This is a genomic window from Streptomyces sp. NPDC087787, assembly GCF_044743035.1.
In the GTDB taxonomy this organism is placed as follows: Bacteria; Actinomycetota; Actinomycetes; order Streptomycetales; family Streptomycetaceae; genus Streptomyces.
The window spans coordinates 159,375-178,847 of record NZ_JBIUVQ010000014.1 but is presented as its reverse complement, the minus strand read 5'-3'; the positions used below and the strand labels follow the sequence as shown (position 1 = coordinate 178,847).

General features: G+C 70.4%; 9 protein-coding genes. 8 read left to right on the top strand and 1 reads right to left on the bottom strand.

Annotated elements, in window-relative coordinates; translation table 11 throughout:
• Positions 1-224 precede the first annotated feature (224 nt).
• Positions 225-4,901, top strand: coding sequence for a BREX system serine/threonine kinase PglW (gene pglW, locus ACIOWN_RS22860; protein ID WP_401983220.1), 4,677 nt, complete (start codon positions 225-227; stop codon positions 4,899-4,901).
• Entirely contained in the window at positions 4,898-8,557 is a 3,660-nt protein-coding gene (gene pglX, locus ACIOWN_RS22855; protein WP_401983219.1) for a BREX-2 system adenine-specific DNA-methyltransferase PglX, read from the top strand. Before pglW ends, pglX begins: the two co-directional genes overlap by 4 nt.
• Here pglX and ACIOWN_RS22850 read toward each other — a convergent pair.
• Entirely contained in the window at positions 8,484-9,098 is a 615-nt protein-coding gene (locus ACIOWN_RS22850; RefSeq protein ID WP_401983218.1) for an ATP-binding protein, read from the bottom strand. The genes pglX and ACIOWN_RS22850 overlap by 74 nt on opposite strands.
• 176 nt (positions 9,099-9,274) lie before the next feature.
• Between ACIOWN_RS22850 and ACIOWN_RS22845 the strand changes: the two genes are divergently transcribed.
• From ACIOWN_RS22845 to pglZ, 6 genes are all read left to right on the top strand, one after another.
• Positions 9,275-10,105 carry a helix-turn-helix domain-containing protein gene (locus ACIOWN_RS22845; protein ID WP_401983217.1) on the top strand — a complete coding sequence of 277 codons (831 nt, stop codon included), beginning with the start codon at positions 9,275-9,277 and terminating at the stop codon, positions 10,103-10,105.
• Entirely contained in the window at positions 10,102-10,305 is a 204-nt protein-coding gene (locus ACIOWN_RS22840; protein ID WP_401983216.1) for a DUF397 domain-containing protein, read from the top strand. The genes ACIOWN_RS22845 and ACIOWN_RS22840 overlap by 4 nt, the downstream gene beginning before the upstream one ends.
• Positions 10,306-10,615: 310 nt before the next feature.
• Positions 10,616-11,491 carry a hypothetical protein gene (locus tag ACIOWN_RS22835; RefSeq protein ID WP_401983215.1) on the top strand — a complete coding sequence of 292 codons (876 nt, stop codon included), beginning with the start codon at positions 10,616-10,618 and terminating at the stop codon, positions 11,489-11,491.
• A gap of 260 nt (positions 11,492-11,751) precedes the next feature.
• Entirely contained in the window at positions 11,752-12,255 is a 504-nt protein-coding gene (locus ACIOWN_RS22830) for a hypothetical protein (RefSeq protein ID WP_401983214.1), read from the top strand.
• Between the two features lie 377 nt (positions 12,256-12,632).
• Positions 12,633-16,520 carry a phage resistance protein gene (locus ACIOWN_RS22825; RefSeq protein WP_401983213.1) on the top strand — a complete coding sequence of 1,296 codons (3,888 nt, stop codon included), beginning with the start codon at positions 12,633-12,635 and terminating at the stop codon, positions 16,518-16,520.
• Positions 16,517-19,438, top strand: coding sequence for a BREX-2 system phosphatase PglZ (gene pglZ / locus ACIOWN_RS22820; protein ID WP_401983212.1), 2,922 nt, complete (start codon positions 16,517-16,519; stop codon positions 19,436-19,438). The genes ACIOWN_RS22825 and pglZ overlap by 4 nt, the downstream gene beginning before the upstream one ends.
• Positions 19,439-19,473: the final 35 nt, after the last annotated feature.

The window sequence follows — 19,473 nt, the reverse complement described above, 5'->3', positions numbered from 1 at the left end:
TCATCTTGGGGTGGTTTCATCAGGTATGCGAAGAACTGGACTCTCGTCATCGCCATACGTCTGTATGAAGCGCGACATCCCATTGTGATCATGCGGGCCGTATGTCCTGTAGTCCCGTCCTTCACCGCCTCTTCTCATGTCACATGCAACCACTAGGATGCGCAGCGAGGGTCTGACCATGGGTAACGGCGGCCCTTGAGGGACACGAGGAGCGGGGAACAGGCATGCGGGAAGGCCGGTGGGTCACGGTCACCGAGTCAGAGTTCGAACACGAACGCCGCGGCCTGGAGGCGATCCGCCAGAAGCTGCCGGACTCCGACCCCTGGCGTGCCTGGTCGAACTTCACCTTCACCGCGAACACCGGCCACGTCCGCGAGGTCGACCTGCTGGTCGTCGCCCCCGGCGGCCTGTGCATGATCGAGCTGAAGGACTGGCACGGCTCGGTCACCTCCGAGAACGGCACCTGGGTGCAGACCACGCCCGGCGGCTACCGCCGCACGCACGGCAACCCGCTGCACCTGGTCAACCGCAAGGCCAAGGAGCTGGCCGGCCTGCTCGCCCAGACCGGCGCCAGGCGGGTCTGGGTCGCCGAGGCCGTCTGCTTCACCGACAACAGCCTCCGCGTGCGGCTGCCCGCCCACGACCAGAACGGCGTCTACACCGTCGACGAGCTGGTCGAGATGCTCAAGCAGCCCCCGCGCGACGAGCGCCGCCGCATCACCGCGATCGGCTCGCGCGAGGTCGCGGCGGCCCTGAAGAGCATCGGCATCCGCAAGAGCGACGCGCAGTACAAGGTCGGCCCCTACGAGCTGGAGCGGAAGTCCTTCGACTCCGGGCCCACCTGGGCGGACTACCTCGCACGCCACAGCGACCTGCCCGAGGCCGCGCGCGTGCGCATCTACCTCAGCGAGCGCGGCTCCGACGCATCCCTGCGCCAGTCCGTCGAGAACGCCGCCCGACGCGAGGCCGCGGTGCTGGGCCGGTTCAAGCACCCGGGCGTCGTCCAGCTCAAGCAGTACTTCCCCTCCGGGCACGCCGCCGGCCCCGCGCTGGTCTTCGACTACCACCCGGACACCCTGAAGCTGGACGAGTACCTGGTCCAGTACGGCGAGAAGCTGAACATCCTCGGCCGGATGGCACTGGTGCGCCAGCTCGCCGAGACGATGCGCTCCGCGCACGCCAGCCGCATCCACCACCGCGCGCTCGCCGCCCGTTCCGTCCACGTCGTCCCCCGGCCGCGAGGCCGCAAGGGGCAGGCGGTCGGGGAAGAGGCCGCCTGGCTCACTCCGCAGCTGCAGATCTCCGACTGGCAGATCGCCACCCAGCGCAGCGGCGACTCCTCCCAGGGCCAGGGCATGACCCGGTTCGCGCCGACCGCCCTGTCCGCCATGCACCTGTCCGACGACGCCGACGCCTACCTCGCGCCGGAACTCACCGCCCTCAACCCCGACCCGGTCTACCTCGACGTGTACGGGCTCGGCGTCCTCACCTACCTGCTGGTCACCGGCAAGGCCCCGGCCGCCAGCCAGGCCGAGCTGCTGGCCCGTCTGGAGGCGGGTGAGGGCCTGCGCCCCAGCTCCCTGGTGGACGGGCTCTCCGAGGACGTGGACTTCCTGGTGCAGGCCGCCACCGCCTACCGCCCCGGCCAGCGCCTCTCCAGCGTCGACGAGTTCCTGGAACTGCTGGAGGTCGTCGAGGACTCCCTCACCACCCCCGCCGCGGCCCTCGACGGGCACGCCGAGGAGGAGACCGGAGCGACCGTCGACAAGGACCCGCTGGAGGCCGTCGCCGGCGACGTGCTCGCCGGCCGGTGGGAGGTCCGCCGCCGCCTCGGCACCGGCTCCACCAGCCGCGCCTTCCTCGTGCGCGACCTGGAGGCGGAGACCCGCAGGACGCGTCCGCTGGCCGTGCTGAAGGTCGCCCTCTCCGACAGCCGCGGCGAGATCCTCGTCCGCGAGGCCGAGGCCATGCGCCACCTGCGCCCCCACTCCGGCATCATCCGCCTCGTCGAGCCCGAGCCGCTGCAGATCGGCGGCCGCACCGTCCTGGCGCTGGAGTACGTCGGCGACGAGCGCGACGACGGCGGCCAGGAAGCCGAGGGCGCGGCACGCCCGCGCCGCCGCGAGGAGACCGTCGCCCGCCAGCTCCGCGAGCACGGCCGCCTCCAGGTCGACCAGTTGGAGGCGTACGGCGACTACCTCTTCGGCGCCGTCGACTTCCTCGAGGGCGAGGGCGTCTGGCACCGCGACATCAAGCCCGACAACATCGCCGTCCGCATCCGCCCCAACCGCACCCGCGAGCTGGTCCTCATCGACTTCTCGCTGGCCGGCTACCCGGCGAAGAACACCGACGCGGGCACCGAGGGTTACCTCGACCCCTTCGTCGACGTCATCACGCGCGGCTCGTACGACTCGCACGCCGAGCGGTACGCCGTCGCCGTCACCCTGCACCAGATGGCCTCCGGCGAGCTGCCCAAGTGGGGCGACGGCAGCGTCCTGCCGCGCATGACCGACCCGAAGGAGTGGCCGTACCCGACCATCGCGGCCGAGGCCTTCGACCCGGCAGTGCGCGACGGGCTCGTCGCCTTCTTCCAGAAGGCCCTGCACCGCGACGCGGGCAAGCGGTTCCTCGAGCTGAAGCCGATGCGGGACGCCTGGCGCAAGGTCTTCCTCGACGCCTCGCAGACCGTCCCCTCCAGCCACCGCACCCGCCACGCGGCCCCCACCGACGGGACCGCACCCGCCGAGGGCGTCGCCGCGGGGATCGCGGACGCCGAGCCGGAGACCGCCGAGCAGCAGCGCGACCGGCTCGCCGCCGAGGTCACCCGCGACACCCCGCTGACCGTCTCCGGCCTCACGCCCGCCGCCCAGTCCTTCCTCTACGGCCTGGGCATCACGACGGTCGGCGAACTCCTCGACTACAGCCGCCGCAAGCTCGTCAACGCCCCCGGCCTCGGCGCCAAGACCCGCAACGAGGTCCAGCAGCGGCAGAGGGGGTGGGGCGAGCGGCTGCGCGAGATCCCCGTCTCCCCGCTCACGCCGAAGGGCCGGGCGGAGGCCAAGGAGGAGCTGGAGCAGCTCACCGCCGCCGAGTCCGCCCTCGTCGGCAAGCTCGCGACGGGCGAGTCGGCGGGCGCGCTGTCCGCCCGCACCCTGCGCTCCGTCAGCCTCGACACCCTCGCCACCGTCTTCGTGCCGGCCGTCAACAACAACGGCTCCAACCGCAACAAGGCGGAGATGGTGCGGCTGCTGCTGCGCCTGCCCGACGAGCACGGCGTCCTGCCCGGCATCGGCGTCTGGCCGAAGCAGAAGGACGTCGCCGACGCGCTCGGCCTCAGCCACGGCCGCATCCCGCAGATGCTCAAGGAGGAGCGCAGGCGCTGGAAGGCGGAGCCCGCCGTCCAGGCACTGCGCGACGAGATCATCGACCTGCTCGTGAGCATGGGGCGCGTCGCCTCCGCCGTGGAGATCGCCGACGCCCTCGCCGTCCGCCGCGGCACGCACCTCGCTGGACGCGAGCAGCGGCGCGCGATGGCCCTGGCGGCCGTACGGGCCGTCGTCGAGATCGAGCAACTGGTGCCGCAGGAGGCCGAGTTCCAGCACCAGCCCAACCGCAAGGCGACCGACGAGTCGCTGGGCGCCGGCCTGCTCGCCCTCGACGTGCGCGAGAACGACGCCCCGGACACCCCCACCGCGCCCGGCCTGCTCGACTACGCGACCCGCCTCGGCAAGACGGCCGACCGGCTCGCCCGGCTGGACACCCTGCCGACGGCCGCGACTGTCCTGGCCGAACTGGGCGCCCTGACGGTCCCGCCCGGCGCCGTCGACTGGGACGAGCGGCGCATGGTGGAGCTGGCCGCCGCCGCGTCGGTGAACGCCGCCGCCACTCCGCGCCTGGAAATCTACCCACGCGACCTGTCGCTCGTCCGGGCACTGCGCCTCACCCAGGCCGGCCTCGTCCGTTGGATCCCGGGCGTTCCGGAGGGTCGGCAGCCCGGTCTGACCGGCGAGGACGTGCACGAGCGGGTCCGCGCCCGCTTCCCCGAGCTGGTCGTCCCGGACGGACGCGGCGGCACGACGCACGAACTGCCGACCGGCGGCCCGCTCACCAAGGCACTGCGCGACGCCGGCTTCGAGCTGTCGCTCAGCATGCGCGAGGACACGGGCACCCTGCGCTACCTGCCGACGCGGGTGGACGACGCATCCAGCTACCTCACGACGGGCGCGTGGCGGCAGTCGACGCGCACGGGCACGGTGACGCGGTACGCGGACGACCCGCAGCTCGCCGGCGCGGTGCGCGCGGAGGAACGGCTGCTCGCCTCGGCCCGCCGGGACGGGTACCGGGTGCTGACCGTACGGCAGCAGCTCGTGCGGGACGCGGTGCGGGAACTGAGTGCCGAACGGCTGGGCGCACAGGCCCTGTCGGTGACCGAGCTGTTCCTGGAAGCCTTGCACGGACAGGTCACGCCGGGCACCAAGCCGACCTGGGAGACGCTGCTCAAGGCGGACGCCGCCGAGCCGGGCTCCAAGGGCGCGGTGCGGTTCGCGGAGTACGCGCGCACGGCGTGGGGCTCGGTCGAGCCCCGGATCGTCGAGCTGCTGGGCAACGGTGGCGGCGGTGGGGCGGGGCCTGTCCTGCTGACGGAGGCCGGGGTGTTCGCCCGGTACGACGCGATGGGCGTCCTGGACCGGCTGGCGTCGGCGGCCCGGCGGGGTGGGCGGGGGCTGTGGCTCCTGGTCCCGCAGAGTGACCCCTCGCGCGAGCCCCGGCTCGGGCAGGTGGCCGTGCCGTACCAGGCCGGCCTGGGGGAGTGGATCCAGCTTCCGGACACGTGGGTGGGCAACGCCCACCGCGGGTCCGGCGAGGTTGTGGCAAGTGGTGTCGAGGGAGACGCGAAGTGATCGACCGCAAGGCTCTGTTGGACGACCTGAAGCAGCAGGTCAAGGCGGTCGAGGCCGACCTCGGTAAGCAGGTGAAGGCCCTCGATGAGGTCGGCGCGCGGCTGCGGGCCGAGTACGACCAGGCGCGCAAGCTGGGGCGTACGGCGGCGACGTGGACCTCGTGGCTGGACGAGCGGGTCACGCAGGTCGCGGTGGCGTGGGTGCTGGGCACGGTGTTCGTCCGCTTCTGCGAGGACAACCGGCTAATCCCGGAGCCGTACCTGACGGGGCCGGACGGGGACCGGCGCGAGCTGGCGGAGTCGCGGTACGACGCGTACGTGGAGTCGGACGACAACCCGACCTACCGCGGCTGGCTGGAGAAGGCGTTCGACGAGCTGGGCCAGGGCCAGGCCGGCCGCCTGCTCTTCGACAAGCGGCACAACCCGCTGTACCAGATTCCGCTGTCGCACGACGGTGCGCGCGAGCTGGTCGAGTTCTGGCGGCAGCGGGACGAGGCGGGCGTCCTGGTCCACGACTTCACCGATCCGCTGAACGAGGACGGCACGGAGGGCTGGGACACGCGGTTCCTGGGCGACCTGTACCAGGATCTGAGCGAGGCTGCCCGGAAGACGTACGCGCTGTTGCAGACGCCGGAGTTCGTGGAGGAGTTCATCCTCGACCGCACGATGAATCCTGCGGTGCGGGAGTTCGGGTACGAGGGCCTGAAGATGATCGACCCTACGTGTGGGTCGGGGCACTTTGTGCTGGGGGCGTTCCGGCGGCTGGTGCGGCTGTGGGGGGAGGGACAGCCGGGCAAGGACGTGCATGAGCGGGTAGCGGCTGCGCTGAAATCGGTGCACGGGGTCGATGTCAACCCGTTCGCTGTGGCCATTGCTCGGTTCCGTTTGCTGGTCGCGGCTATGGCTGTGAGTGGTGTCCGGACGCTGGCGGGGGCGGCGCAGTACGACTGGCCGGTGAATCTGGCGGTAGGAGACTCGCTGATCAAGTCCCGCCGCTCCCAGCAGGGCAACCTGTTTGGTGGAGTGGAAGAGGACTTCGTGGACGAGTTGGCCGAGTTCAAGTACGCCACGGAGGACGTGCACGAGTACCCGGACATCCTGCGGCCGGGGCGGTATCACGTAGTGGTGGGGAACCCGCCTTACATCACCGTGAAGGACAAGAAGCTCAACGATTTGTATCGAGAGCTTTATCCGGCATGCGCGGGTGCATACGCGCTGTCGGTTCCGTTCGCTCAGCGGTTCTTCGAATTGGCCAAGCGCGGAGATGCTGAAGGTAGGGGATACGGCGCGGTCGGGCAGATCACTGCTAACTCATTTATGAAGCGTGAGTTCGGCACGAAGCTCATTGAGGGCTTCTTTGGACATGCGGTTGAGTTGACTGAAGTCATCGACACATCCGGCGCCTACATCCCCGGGCATGGCACGCCGACGGTAATCCTCATCGGCAAGCAGAGGGGTGGAGGCGGCCGATCGCCGGTGATTCGGACCGTACGCAGTGTGCAGGGAGAGCCTGCTGCGCCGGAGAACGCCGAGGACGGGCTTGTCTGGAAGGCCATCATGGACCAGATCGACAAGCCAGGCTCGCTGAGCCAGTGGGTTTCGGTGGATGACCTGGAGCGTGGTCGTTATTTCGGCAAGCAGCCATGGATCTTGGCCGATGGCGGTCTTGAGATGGTTGAGCAATTGGGGAAAACGTCTACCCGCGTACTTGGTTCTCACAGTGATGCTATCGGGCGGACTACACACACCGGTATGGATGACGCCTTCTACCTACCCGAGGTAGCGGCACAGACGCTTTCGCTGGGTTCTTCCTGTGTACCTGTTGTGCTCGGAGACGGCGTTCGAGACTATGGGATCGACGCGCCGATTTGCACCTTCTTTCCTTATGATCCGCAGGGAAATGCACGTCAGCTCAATGTTCGAGAGCAGCGTTTTCTGTGGGGAAACCGAACTGGCCTTCGTCGCCGTATGGATTTCGGGCAGACGCCCGCTGAGCGTGGTTTGCGCTGGTTTGATCACAGTATGTTCTTCCCGAAGCGTTACGCCGCCCCGTTTGGTCTGGCTTTTCCGTTTGTATCAACGCATAATCATTTCGTATTGGATCGCGGCGGCAAAGTCTTCAAGCAGACCGCGCCGGTGATCAAGTTGCGGGAGGGGGCGAGTGAGGAGGAGCACCTGCAGTTGCTCGGGCTGCTGAACAGCTCTACGGCTGGGTTCTGGCTTCGCATGGTGAGCTATCCCAAGGGGGGAGACCCGGTTGGTGATGAGGGTGCGCGTGTCAGTGTCCACCCATGGTCTGACAGGTATGAGTTCACTGGTACGAAACTCCAGGAGTTCCCTCTTCCTGCCGAGTACCCCACTGCCGTCGCCACCGCCCTCGACGCCCTTGCCCAGCAGCTCACCGCTACCAGCCCTGCAGCTGCGGCGGCCAAGTCGGCCCCGACCGTCACCGTCCTCCGCGAGGCCAAAACCCGCTGGGAGTCCACCCGCGCCCGCATGATCGCCCTTCAAGAAGAGCTGGACTGGCAGGTCTACTCCCTCTACAACCTGCACTCCGAAGACCTCCGTGTCTCCGAGGACCCCGAGGACCCCGAGGACCCCGAGGACCCCGAGGACCCCGAGGACCCCAACATCCCCGAACTTGCCCTCGGCGAGCGCGCCTTCGAGATCGTCCTCGCCCGCCGCGTCGCCGCCGGCGAGGCCAGCGACGAGTGGTTCAAGCGGCACAACTCCACCCCCATCACGGAGATCCCCGCCCACTGGCCCGCCTCCTACCGCGAGATCGTCCAGAAGCGCATCGACGCCATCGAGTCCAACCGCGCCATCAACATGGTCGAGCGCCCCGAGTACAAGCGCCGCTGGGCCACCGAGGGCTGGGACGCCCTCCAGGAGAAGGCCCTGCGCTCCTGGCTGCTGGACCGCATGGAGAACCGCGACCTCTGGTTCGACGAGAACGGTCAGCCCGCCATCCTCACCCTGGCCCGCCTCACCGACGCCCTCTCCCGCGACGAGGACTTCGTCTCCGTCGCCCAGCTCTACGCACCCCGTAAGGAACTTGCGAAGGTCGTCGCCGAGCTGATCACCGACGAGCACGTGCCATTCCTCTCCGCCCTGCGCTACAAGCCCTCCGGGCTGAAGAAGCGCACCGACTGGGAGGAGGTGTGGGACCTCCAGCGAAAGGAGGACGCCGCGCCGGACGAGCCAGCCAAGCGGAAAATCCGGGACTCTATCCCCGTACCGCCCAAGTACACCTCCGCCGACTTCCTGCGCCCCTCCTACTGGAAGGCACGAGGCAAGCTGGACGTGCCCAAGGAGCGGTTCATCTCCTACGGGCAGACCAACGCCGCCACTCCCGAGCTGTACGGCTGGGCCGGCTGGGACCACAAGGAGCAGGCACAGGCGTTGGCGACGTACTTCACCAACACCGCACTGTCCACCGAGGAGATCACCCCGTTCCTCGCCGGCCTGCTGGAACTCCAGCCGTGGCTGTCCCAGTGGCACAACGAGTTCGACATGCTCTACAGCGGCTCCCCGGCGGACTTCTTCGCCGGTTACCGCCAGCAGATGCAGGGTGAGCACGGACTCACCGACGACGACCTCCGCAACTGGCGTCCCCCGGCCGCAACCCGAGGCCGTCGCGCAGCAGTGAAGAAGTAGCCGGAATCGACTCGGCGTTGTGCCCCTGCACCGACGCCGAGTCTGCCGGGGGAGAGGCCCCCGGGTGGGCGTGTGTGTGACCGCCGGTCGGTACGCGCAGCTGCGCCCATACGGTCTTGCCGGGGGCGGCCGGGCGAGGGGTGACGCCCCAGTCGTCCGCAAGGACGGCGACGAGGTGGAGGCCGCGGCCGGACTCGGACAGGTGGTCCGGGGACGCGGGAGTGGGCGAGGGCTGCTTCTCGGCACGGGTGTCGGTCACCTCGATGCGGAAAGTGCCCTCGGCCAGGGTGAGTTGGACATGGAAATCCCGGCCGGGGACGTGACCGTGGCGTACGGCGTTGGCGCTGAGTTCGGCCGTGATGAGGGTGAGTGTCTCGTTGACCGGGGTCGTGTAGGGGTGGCCCCAGTCGTTCAGGCGGTGCGAGACGAGTCGGCGGGCGAGGCGGACGCCGCGCGGCGTCGAGGTGAAGCGCATGGTGAACTCGCGTTCGGATGCGGAGCGCTGTGGCGTGTGCCCGTTCGGGGGAGTTGCTGACTTCATACGGTCAACGGTCGCGGACTCTGCGTAGCGTTGACCAGGAGCGACGCGCTGACGGGTGCGGGCTGTACGTGCAGGTGGTGCGCTTGTCCGTGACGCGGGGCGTGACCGGTTCCCGGGCCGCACGTTGGGCGAGCGGAGCCTGGTGACTGCGAGGGGCGCACGGGAGGAGCTACGGCGTGAACGACGAGGTTCAGCAGCCGGAATACGAGGTGGGGACGGGCATTCTGTGCTTGTTCGGACGGCAGTTGAAGCTGTGCCGGGAGCGGGCGGGAATGGACCGTGCGAGGTTCGGGTCGTTGACCGGATACTCGGCCTCGACGATCGCGTCGTTTGAGCAGGGCAGACGTATTCCGCCGCCGAGGTTCATCGACCAGGCGGACGAAGCGCTCGGGGCAGGTGGGGTGTTGAGCGCGAGCAAGGAGGAGGTGGCTCGGGCTCAGTATCCGGCGTTCTTCCGGGACGCGGCCAAGTTGGAGGCCGAGGCGGTTGAGCTTCATGTGTACGACACCCAGTTGGTCAACGGCCTGTTGCAGACGGAGGAGTACGCACGAGCGGTGTTCGCCATGTGGCAGCCGTTGCTGGACGAAGGGCTCATCGAGCAACGGGTGGCCGCACGACTGGCACGACAAGAGATCTTCGGCCGACGCCCCGCGCCGCATCTGAGCTTCGTGATCGAGGAAGCTGTCCTGCTCCGGCCGCTCGGCGGGGAAGCTGTCTGGCGAGGCCAGTTGGAGCACCTCATGCTGATCGCAGAGAGGCGCAACGTGGTGATTCAGGTGATGCCGTTGTCCCGTCGGGAACATGCGGGACTGGCTGGCCCGTTTACCTTGATGGAGACCAAGGATGGGCGCAGGATCGCGTACACGGAGGTACAAAGCGACAGCCGTGTCCACACGGAGCGTGTGAAGGTGCGAGCACTTGAGCGTACGTACGGGATTCTTCGCGCGCAGGCCCATACTCCGACAGAATCGCTGGCGTTGATCGAGAAGCTGCTGGGAGAGAGATGAGCGGGGAAAGGGTTGGGTCGGGCTCCGATGGCCTGGCGTGGTTCAAGAGCAGTCACAGCGCCGGTGATGGCGGCCAGTGCGTAGAAGTAGCCACCACCCCCGCCAGGGTCCACGTCCGCGACTCCAAGGGCACGACCCGTGCCGCATTCGCCGTGGAACCCACGGCCTGGGCCGCCTTCGTAGAGTTCGCGGCACGCTGACAGAGGTGGCGTCGATCGTAGGGCCCTCCGGCGGGCATGTGCTTGCCGAGGGCCCTGCGCATGTCCGCTCCCGGAACACCTTCAGCGGCCCAGGCACCTTGCTCGCCGGATGCCCGCGCCGGCGCAGCTTGGCGCGGCCGTCAACGTCCGCCCCGGGCGCGCTTGGTTCGCGACGGCGGTCGCCTTCCCGGGTGACGATCGACATCGTGAAGGGAGCCCGCCCTCACGCCACCGTCACTCACATAACAAGGTCTCAACGGAGCTGATACATGCTGGCCCTTGGAGCGCGGAGCTACTGTAAGTTCCTGCCATGAAGCAGGGTAAAGAGGTCGAGAATCCCGAGTCGCGTTTCTTCGCGGTGCTGTTGGCGGCGGCGAAGCTTCCGGGTGTGCGTATCCACAGGGAGGCGTACCTTCGAAGTGCGCTGGCTCGCCACTGCTCCGAGGATGAGATCCGACGAGCGATAGAAGAGACTCCCGCTGCGGCGGGCATCACTGTCAAGGTCCTCGACAAGGCCGCCAACGACTCCATCCGCTACGAAACCGCCAAAGTCAGCGCTCTCTCCGCCGCCGCCGGGATACCCGGCATCCTCGCCCTTCCCGCCACGGTGCCCGCCGACGTGGCCCAGTACGTCGGCCACATGCTGCGCATCGCGCAGAAGCTCGCCTATCTCTACAGCTGGCCCGATCTGTTCTCCGACGAGGGCGATGACGTCGATGACGCCACCATGGGGGTGCTCACGCTGTTCTTCGGCGTGATGTTCGGCACCCAGTCGGCGAACGCCGCCGTGGGGAAGGTCGCGGGGATGATGTCGGAGCAGGTCGCCAAGAAGCTGCCTCAGAAGGCGCTCACCAAGGGCGTCGTCTATCCCATAGTGAAGAAGGTCGCGGCCTACATCGGCGTCAAGATGACGAAGGAGTCGTTCGCGAAGGCCGTCTCGAAGGCCATCCCTCTCGTAGGGGCTGCTGTTTCCGGCGGGTTCACCTTCGCGACCTACCTTCCGATGGCCAAGAGGCTCAAGAAGCACCTCGCCGGCCTGCCACTGGCGGATCCGTCGCGCCGGGTGATGGAGGGGGACGTCGTGGACGGCGAAGTCGTGGAAGACCACGAAAATTTCGACACAGCACACGCTGAACAGCACGGCGCGGACACCACTGCCGTCAAGCTGGAGGAACCCCAGTCTTGACGCCGCGGGTGCCCTCCTGATTGCCGAAGGGGTGGCCGATGCGGCGGGCGTTCTCTTCATCGCCGCAGGGGGGCGGTGATCTGTCGGCACGCGGGCTGGCCCTTTACCTCGCCTCGTTGATCACCGCGACCCGCGAAAATCCGTCGGCGCACCGGACACCCGCGGCGGGGCCAGGGGAACGATCTCCCGGTCGAAGAAATCGTAGAACCCCTCGCCACGCTCATACAGCGCATTGAACCCGGCGTTCGTTTCCCGGATCAGTGAGCTGTCCGTACAGCGGTTGGCTCCCGCCGCATTTCCATCCTGTCCTGCTCGACAGCGTCTCGGCGGCGACCCCCGCGGACCTGGTGCCCGCCCTCGACACGACAGCCGTCCGACTGCTCGACGCGGCCGTGCCCGGTGTACCCGACGCCGGTCCGCACGATCCCCGACTGCGCCTGCTGGTACCTCACGCGCTTGCCCTGCTGAGGCGCATCGGCGGGCCGTCCGCCGCCGACGCCCTGGCCGTTGCGACGCGGCTGTCCATCGCCCTGCACCGGACCGGTGACTACCTCTCCGCCTGGGAGACCGCCCGAAACGCCGCGGACCCCGCCCGGCAACTCCTCTCCCGGACCCGTGCCGCGCTCGGACACATGGAGGAGGGGAGCGCGCTGATGACCGACGTCGTCGAGCGGAGGGAACGCGGCCTGGGCCCCGAACACCCCTTCACGGTCGCGAGCCGGCACCTGCTGGACGCCTACCGGTCGGGGCGACGGCGGCCGTAGCGCTCACGGCGGGACCGGAGCGGCCGGCACGGGCGGTGCGCGAGGGTATACGGCACGGGGTCGACGGGAGTACCGATGTAGGGTGCTATGCGCAGGCCGTACGGGTGACGTTCAGTACGAGGGGGACGAAGAGTGCAGACGCCGCGAACCTGTCCGACCTGAATCGGCCGACGCCGTGAGCGTCGTTCCCGTCCGGTCACCGCATGACCGGATCCGTCCTCGCCACCGGCCAGGACAGCCGGTCCGCCGCACCGGCCATCCGTACCTCTGAGCCCGCCCCGCCCCTCGGACCGGCCCCGGGCCTGGGCGGCGGACCCCGCACCACACCGTGTACGAGCAACAGCACCGACCACCGTCAGGGAGAGCGAGAACCCGCAATGGCCCAGCCGCCCCTCCTCCGCGATGTCATCGACATCAAGGAGTCCATCTCCACCTCGGACTTCGTGCTGTCCCTCGCCGAGGCGACGACAGACGAGGGCGCCCAGCACGCGCTCAAGGACTACGTCGTCACCGAGCGGCTGCTGGAGAACTTCGACGAGGCGCTGGACCTCATCAAGTCCGCGCTGGACGGGCACCGCTCCAAGGCCGCGTACCTCCACGGCTCGTTCGGTTCCGGTAAGTCGCACTTCATGGCCGTGCTGTACGCACTGCTCAGCGGCAACCAGGCCGCCCGCGCCCGTACCGAGTTCGACCCGGTGCTGACCAAGCACGAGTGGCTGAGCACGGACGGCAAGAAGTTCCTGCTCGTGCCGTACCACATGCTCGGCGCGAAGGCCCTGGAGCAGCGGGTGCTCGGCGGGTACGTGCACCACGTCAAGAAGCTGCACCCGGAGGCCCCGACCCCGCAGGTGTACCGGACCGACTCCCTCTTCGCCGACATCCGCGCCATGCGCGCCAACATGGGCGACGAGGCCGTCATCCGCGGCCTGGGCACCGGCGTGGACGACGATGACGAGGACGAGTGGGGCGAGGGCTTCGCCTGGACCCCGCAGCTCCTGGACACCGCGCTCGCCGCCGAGGAGAACCACGAGGCGGGCGTCCCGCTCAACCTCACCAACCCCTCCACCCCGGCCGAGCTGCGGGCCAAGCTCGTCAACGACGCCGGCACCAACCTCCTCCCCGGCTTCACCAAGAACGCCGCCGAGGACGAGCACGGCTTCATCTCCCTGGACGCCGGTCTGTCCGTCATCGCCGAGCACGCCAAGTCGCTCGGCTACGACGGCCTGATCCTGTTCATGGACGAGCTGATCCTGTGGCTGGCCACCCTCATCCACGACCAGAAGTTCGTGGCGCGCGAGGCCAGTAAGATCACGAACTTCGTGGAGGGCGGCGACGCCCGCCGCGCCATCCCCGTCGTGTCGTTCATCGCCCGCCAGCGCGACCTGCGCGAGCTGGTCGGCGAGGAGGTGTCCGGCGCGGCCGAGTCGTCCATCCAGGACACCCTGAACCTGGCCTCCGGCCGGTTCGACAAGATCACCCTGGAGGACCGCAACCTCCCGCAGATCGCCCACGCCCGCCTCCTCAAGCCCAAGGACGACGAGGCGGCCCAGCAGGTCGCCGCGGCCTTCGAGCAGACCAAGCGGGTCGGCCCGCAGGTCTGGGACACCCTGCTCGGCTCGGAGAAGGGCACCACCGGTGCGGACGCGGAGTCGTTCCGGCTGACGTACCCGTTCTCGCCGGCGTTCATGGACACCCTCGTCCACATCTCGTCGGCGCTGCAGCGCTCCCGCACCGGTCTGAAGCTGATGGGCCAGCTCCTCGCCGACCACCGCGACGAGATCCGCCTCGGGCAGCTCGTCCCCGTCGGCGACCTCTACCCGGTGATCACGGCGGGCGGCGACAAGCCGTTCACCGACAGCCTGAAGGTCGTCTTCGAGGCCGCCGACAAGCTCTACAAGACCAAGCTGCGGCCCTACCTGCTCAGCTCCTACGACATCACCGAGGACGACGTCGAGCAGTACCGCAACCGGCCCGAGTCCCTCACCGACCCGAAACGGCTGGGCGGCTGCAAGATGTTCGTCGGCGACAACAGGCTCGTGTGCACGCTGCTGCTGTCCGCGCTCGCGCCCAGCGTGCCCGCGCTGTCCGAGCTGACCGTCCGGCGGCTCGGCGCGCTCAACCACGGGTCGGTCCTCGCCCCCATCCCGGGCGCCGAGGTCGGCATCATCAAGAACAAGGTCGCCGAATGGGCGGCCCGGTTCCCCGAGATCAAGGAGACCGGCACCGACGCCAACCCCGGCGTCCGCCTCGAACTCTCCGGCGTCGACGTGGACTCCGTCATCGCCAACGCCCAGGTCAACGACAACCCCGGCAACCGCGTCGCCCTCGCCCGCCGGCTCCTCTCCGAAGAACTGGGCGTCGAGCACGGTCAGTTGAGCGACCAGCTCAGCTTCACCTGGCGCGGCACCGCCCGCACCGCCGAGATCGTCTTCGGGAACGTCGCCGACGAGGACGAGCTGCCCGACCACGACCTGATGCCGCAGGAGGAGGGCCGCTGGCGCATCGCCATAGACCTCCCCTTCGACGAGGGCGAGTGGGGCCCGGTCGAGGACGTCAACCGCATCCAGCGGCTGCGCGAACGCCAGCAGGGCGAACGGTCCCGCACCGTCGCCTGGCTGCCCGCGCACCTGTCCGCGCAGCGCTTCGCCGACTTCCGGCGCCTCGTCGTCATCGACAAGGCCCTCGCCGACGAGCACCGCTTCGACACCCAGTACGCCGGCCACCTCAACGCCGACAACCGCAGCCGCGCCAAGGGCCTCCTGGAGACCCAGCGCGAGGCTCTGCTCAAGCAGGTCAAGGGCGCCTTCAAGCAGGCGTACGGCCTCGCCCAGAAGCAGGCCGCCGACGTCGTGCCCGACTTCGACGACCACCTCGTCGCACTGCCCGACGTCGACGGCCTCACCCTGTCCTTCGGGCAGAGCCTGCACGACGGCATCCGGCACGTCGCGGGCAAGCTGCTCGCCCACCAGTACCCGGCCCACCCCGACCTCGACCCCGACGCCACCGGCACCGCCGTCAAGCCCGCCGACACCAAGAAGGTGTTCACCCACGTCCGGGCCGCCGCCGAGGCCCGCGACGGGCGGGTGGAGGTTCCGGCCGCCGACCGCAAGCTCATGCAGCGGATCGCCGGGCCGCTGCGCCTCGGGCAGCAGAAGGAGGCGTACTTCGAGCTGTCCCGCTACTGGGCCGACCACTTCCGGCAGCTCGCCCGCTCCCAGGGGGTCACCGGTGACCTGTCCCTGATCACGCTCACCGACTGGACCGACAAGCCCGACCCGCGGGGCCTGCCCGACTTCCTCGCCCGGCTCGTCGTCGCCGCCTTCGCCGAGATGGACGACCGGGTGTGGGTGCGCGGCGGCACCGTCCTCGACCCCGCGCCCGAACTGTCCGCGATCAAGGACCACGACGCGCTGCGCAGTCAGCCGCTGCCCGCCGAGTCCGACTGGGACACCGCACGGCAGCGCTTCGAGACGATCTTCGGCGCGAAGCCGCCCGCGCTGCGGCGCGGGCGGATGGTCAACCAGTTCGCCCGCCAGATCATCGAGGCCGCCCGTGCCCATCGGGACCACGCGGCCGACCTGGTGCACCAGTTGGAGGCCCACGCCTCCTTCCTCGGCCTCGACCAGACCGCCGACACCGGACGACTCGCCCTCGCCCGCCGCTCCCTGGAACTGCTGGACGCCCTCACGGCGGAGGCCGGCAAGGGCGCGGCCGGGGCGAAGAAGACCGTGGAGGCCCTCGCCTCCTTCGACCTGGGCGAGACCAGCGCCGACCGGTACGGCACCTCCATCAAGAAGGCCCGCGCGGTCGCGGAGGCCGTCGCCTCCGCCCCCTGGAGCACCCTGGAGCTCGCCGCCGGGCTCGGCCCCGAGGGCGAGGCGCTGCTCGACTCGCTGCGCAACGTGGCCCGCGACGACCAGCGCACCGCTGACCTGCGCGACGCCCTCGCCCGCACCCAGCGCGAGGTCGTCGCCCTGATCAAGCGCACCCAGGCCGCCGCCACGCCGCCGCCCGTGCCGGTCGCGCCCCAGCCCCCCACGGCCGACGGCCAGTCCCTGGACACGCCGACCAGCGACCCGCGCATCCCCTACACCCCGTCACAGGAGACGCCCTCCTCGGCGAGCGGTGGCGGTACGGCGCGGAAGTCCGGACGCCGCAGCACGACCGTGTCCCGGGCTGCCGCCGACCTCCAGGCGGAGCTGGCCGAACTGGCCGCCCGCCACCCGAACGCGACCATCGAGATCACCTGGCAGGTCATCGAATGACGGACACCGTCACCGCCGCACCGGGTGCGGTCCGGCTGAACACCGCGACCGTCACCCAGTACCTGTCCTCCCAGACCCACCTCGCCGCCTCCCTGACGGGGGAGGAGCGGGGGCGGCGCCGGGTCGTGTTGCTGCGGTCCGCGCCGCAGTGGGACGGCCCCGCCGAACCCGTCTGGGGCGAGGGCCGCACGGCCGGCGTCGCGGTGGCGCCCTCCCCGCTCGCCGTCCACGAGCTCGTCCTCGACCACCTGGCTGGCCGCCGCCCCGGCCCCGCCGTCCTGGTCGTCCTCACCGACCGGGAGCAGAACGAACTCGACCCGGCGATCCTCGCCCGCGTCCACAAACTGCGCATCGACACGGTCGACAGCTGGGACGTCGTCCGCGAGGCGTTCGGCGCCCGGCAGATAGACCCCCGGCTCAAGGACGTCAACTGGGCGGCCGAGGCCCTGCTCGACGCCACCCCGCCCGGCGGCTGGTCGGCCGTGCCCGGCGGCTGGCTGTCCCGCCAGTACGCCCTCACCGCGCTCGCCCAGCGCCGCCTGCGCCTGGGCCGCTACGACACCGAGGGCGGCACGCGCCGCCCCGGCGACGACCGGCTCGACGCCCAGGCCCTGCTGCACTGGTCGATCCGGCCCGGCGCCCCCGAACGGTTCCTGGCCCTGCGCGGCCCCGAACGCGCCGGACTGGCCGCCTTCCTCGGCGAGGAGGACCAGGCGGGCCTCGCCGGCCGTGCCCTGCTCGCCCTGGTCGACGCCGAGCGCGGCGCGGACGCCGCCGCCTTCGGCCTGGTGTGCGCGGCGCTGTGGCAGCACGCCGAGCCCGCCCCCGAGACCTACCGGGCCCGGGGCCGCGCCGAACGCTACTTCGGCGACCAGCCCCCGGCGACCGGCGACCAGCTCGACGCCCTGGTGACCGTCTTCGGGCGGGCCGCCGAGGAGTACGTGACCACGCTGCTGGCGGCCGGACACCGCACCGGCGGCACCGACGCCGACCAGGTCCGCGAGGCACGCCGCACCACCGGCATCGTGCTCGATCGGGCGTCCGCGCTGGCCCGCCAGTTCGGCGCGGAGGAGGCCGTGGCGGCGAGCCCCGTCCTGCGCGGCGGACTCGAGGCCCGGTTCACCGCCGTCGGCCAGGCCCTCGCGGCGGGCGACACGGCCGCGGCGGCGGACGCCGTCCGCCGCCTGGAGGACCACCGGCTCGCCGCCGAGCAGGAGGAGTCCGCCCGCATCGAACGCGCCCGCATGGGCCAGCGCCTCGCCCGCTGGCTGGTCACCGACCCGCCCGCCGACGCCCCCACCGTCGCCGACGCCCTACAGCGGCACGTCGCCGAGACCGGCTGGGCGGACCTCGCCCTGGAGCACATCGAGGCCGGCGGCGACCCGGACCCCGTCCTCAAGGCCGCCTACGACACCCTCGGCACCCGTGTCAGGGACCGGCGCCGGCAGATCGACGCGTCCTTCGCCCGCTCCCTGGCCACCTGGACGCAGGCCGGCACCCAGCCCGGCTCCATGCTCACCGTCGAGACCTTCCTCGACCGCGTGGTCGGCCCGGTCGTGCGGCGCGGGGAGGAGCGGCGGGTGCTGCTGCTCGTGCTCGACGGCATGAGCGCGGCCATCGCGAACGAACTCGGGGAGGAGCTGCGCCGCTCCTGGGCCGAGTTCGACCCGTTGCCCGAGGGCGGCGCCCCGCATCGGCGGGCGATGGCCGCCGCCCTGCCCACGGTGACGGCCGTCTCCCGCACCTCGCTCTTCGCGGGCACGCTGACGAAGGGCACCCAGGCCGACGAGAAGCGGCTCTTCCCCGCGCTGAAGCTGTGGGGCGGGGCTCCGGCCGCCGTGTTCCACAAGGACGACCTGCGCACCGAGACCGCGGGCGACACCTTCGGCCCGGCTCTGACGGAGGCGCTCGGCGACGCAAGGACCCACGTCGCCGTCGTCCTCAACGCCATCGACGACCGGCTCGCCAAGGAGCAGAAGCTCGGTGACGGCGCCTGGCGCGTCGACGACGTGCCCGGCCTGCGCGACCTGCTGCGGGTGGCGGCCACCCAGGGCATGGCGGTCGTCCTCACCAGCGACCACGGCCACGTCGTCGACCGGCACGGCACGAAGGTCGATACCGCTGCCGACCCCGCGTCCGCCCGCCACCGCCTGCCCGGCGGCGGCCCGCTCGCGGAACGCGAGATCGCCCTGTCCGGGCCGCGCGTGGTGTGGCCCGAGCCCGGCGCGTCCATCGTCGCGCTGTGGGACGCCGACTCCCGCTACACCACCCTCAAGGCCGGCTACCACGGCGGGGCCTCCCTCGCCGAGGTCACCATCCCGGTGCTCGCCTTCCTGCCGTTCGGTGCGGAACCTCCCAAGGGGTGGCGGGAGCTGGGGGACCAGCGGCCGGTCTGGTGGGCCCCGGAGGAGACCGGAAGGGCGCCGCTGGCGAGCGAGCCCACCGCCCGGCCAGCGGCCGGAACGGTCTCCGCTCCCAAGAAGCCGACCGGGAAGGTCAAGAAGGATCAGGCGGAAGTCGCCCGGACCCACGACACACTCTTCGACGTAGCGCTGACCACCGGAGGAGACGACGCCCTGCTCACCCCGGCCGTCGTCTCCCGGACCGAGACACTGGTGGCGGCGCTGCTCGACTCGGAGACGTACCAGGCCCAGCTCGGTGGCCTGGCCCGCAAGCCGCAGCAGGAGCAGGTCCACAAGGCACTCGCCGCCCTGCTGGACGCGGGCGGCACCCTGCCCGTGACCGCTCTCGCCCAGCGCGCCGGCATGCCCGTCACGCGGGGCGACGGCTTCGCCGCCGTCCTACGGCAGCTCCTCAACTACGACGGCGTACAGGTCCTGGAGACCCTGCCGGACGGCCGCACCCTGCGGCTCCACGAGGCGCTGCTGCGCGAGCAGTTCGCCCTCGGAGCGGGCTGAGGACACGGTTCCGGGTGCCTCCAGAGCTTGTCTCG

Bases quoted from the DNA above. Each gene is read 5' to 3' on its own strand.
- pglW (WP_401983220.1), top strand. From the start codon at position 225: ATGCGGGAAGGCCGGTGGGTCACGGTCACCGAGTCAGAGTTCGAACAC.
- ACIOWN_RS22850 (WP_401983218.1), bottom strand. From the start codon at position 9,098: ATGAAGTCAGCAACTCCCCCGAACGGGCACACGCCACAGCGCTCCGCA.
- ACIOWN_RS22840 (WP_401983216.1), top strand. From the start codon at position 10,102: ATGAGCGGGGAAAGGGTTGGGTCGGGCTCCGATGGCCTGGCGTGGTTC.
- ACIOWN_RS22835 (WP_401983215.1), top strand. From the start codon at position 10,616: ATGAAGCAGGGTAAAGAGGTCGAGAATCCCGAGTCGCGTTTCTTCGCG.
- ACIOWN_RS22825 (WP_401983213.1), top strand. From the start codon at position 12,633: ATGGCCCAGCCGCCCCTCCTCCGCGATGTCATCGACATCAAGGAGTCC.
- pglZ (WP_401983212.1), top strand. From the start codon at position 16,517: ATGACGGACACCGTCACCGCCGCACCGGGTGCGGTCCGGCTGAACACC.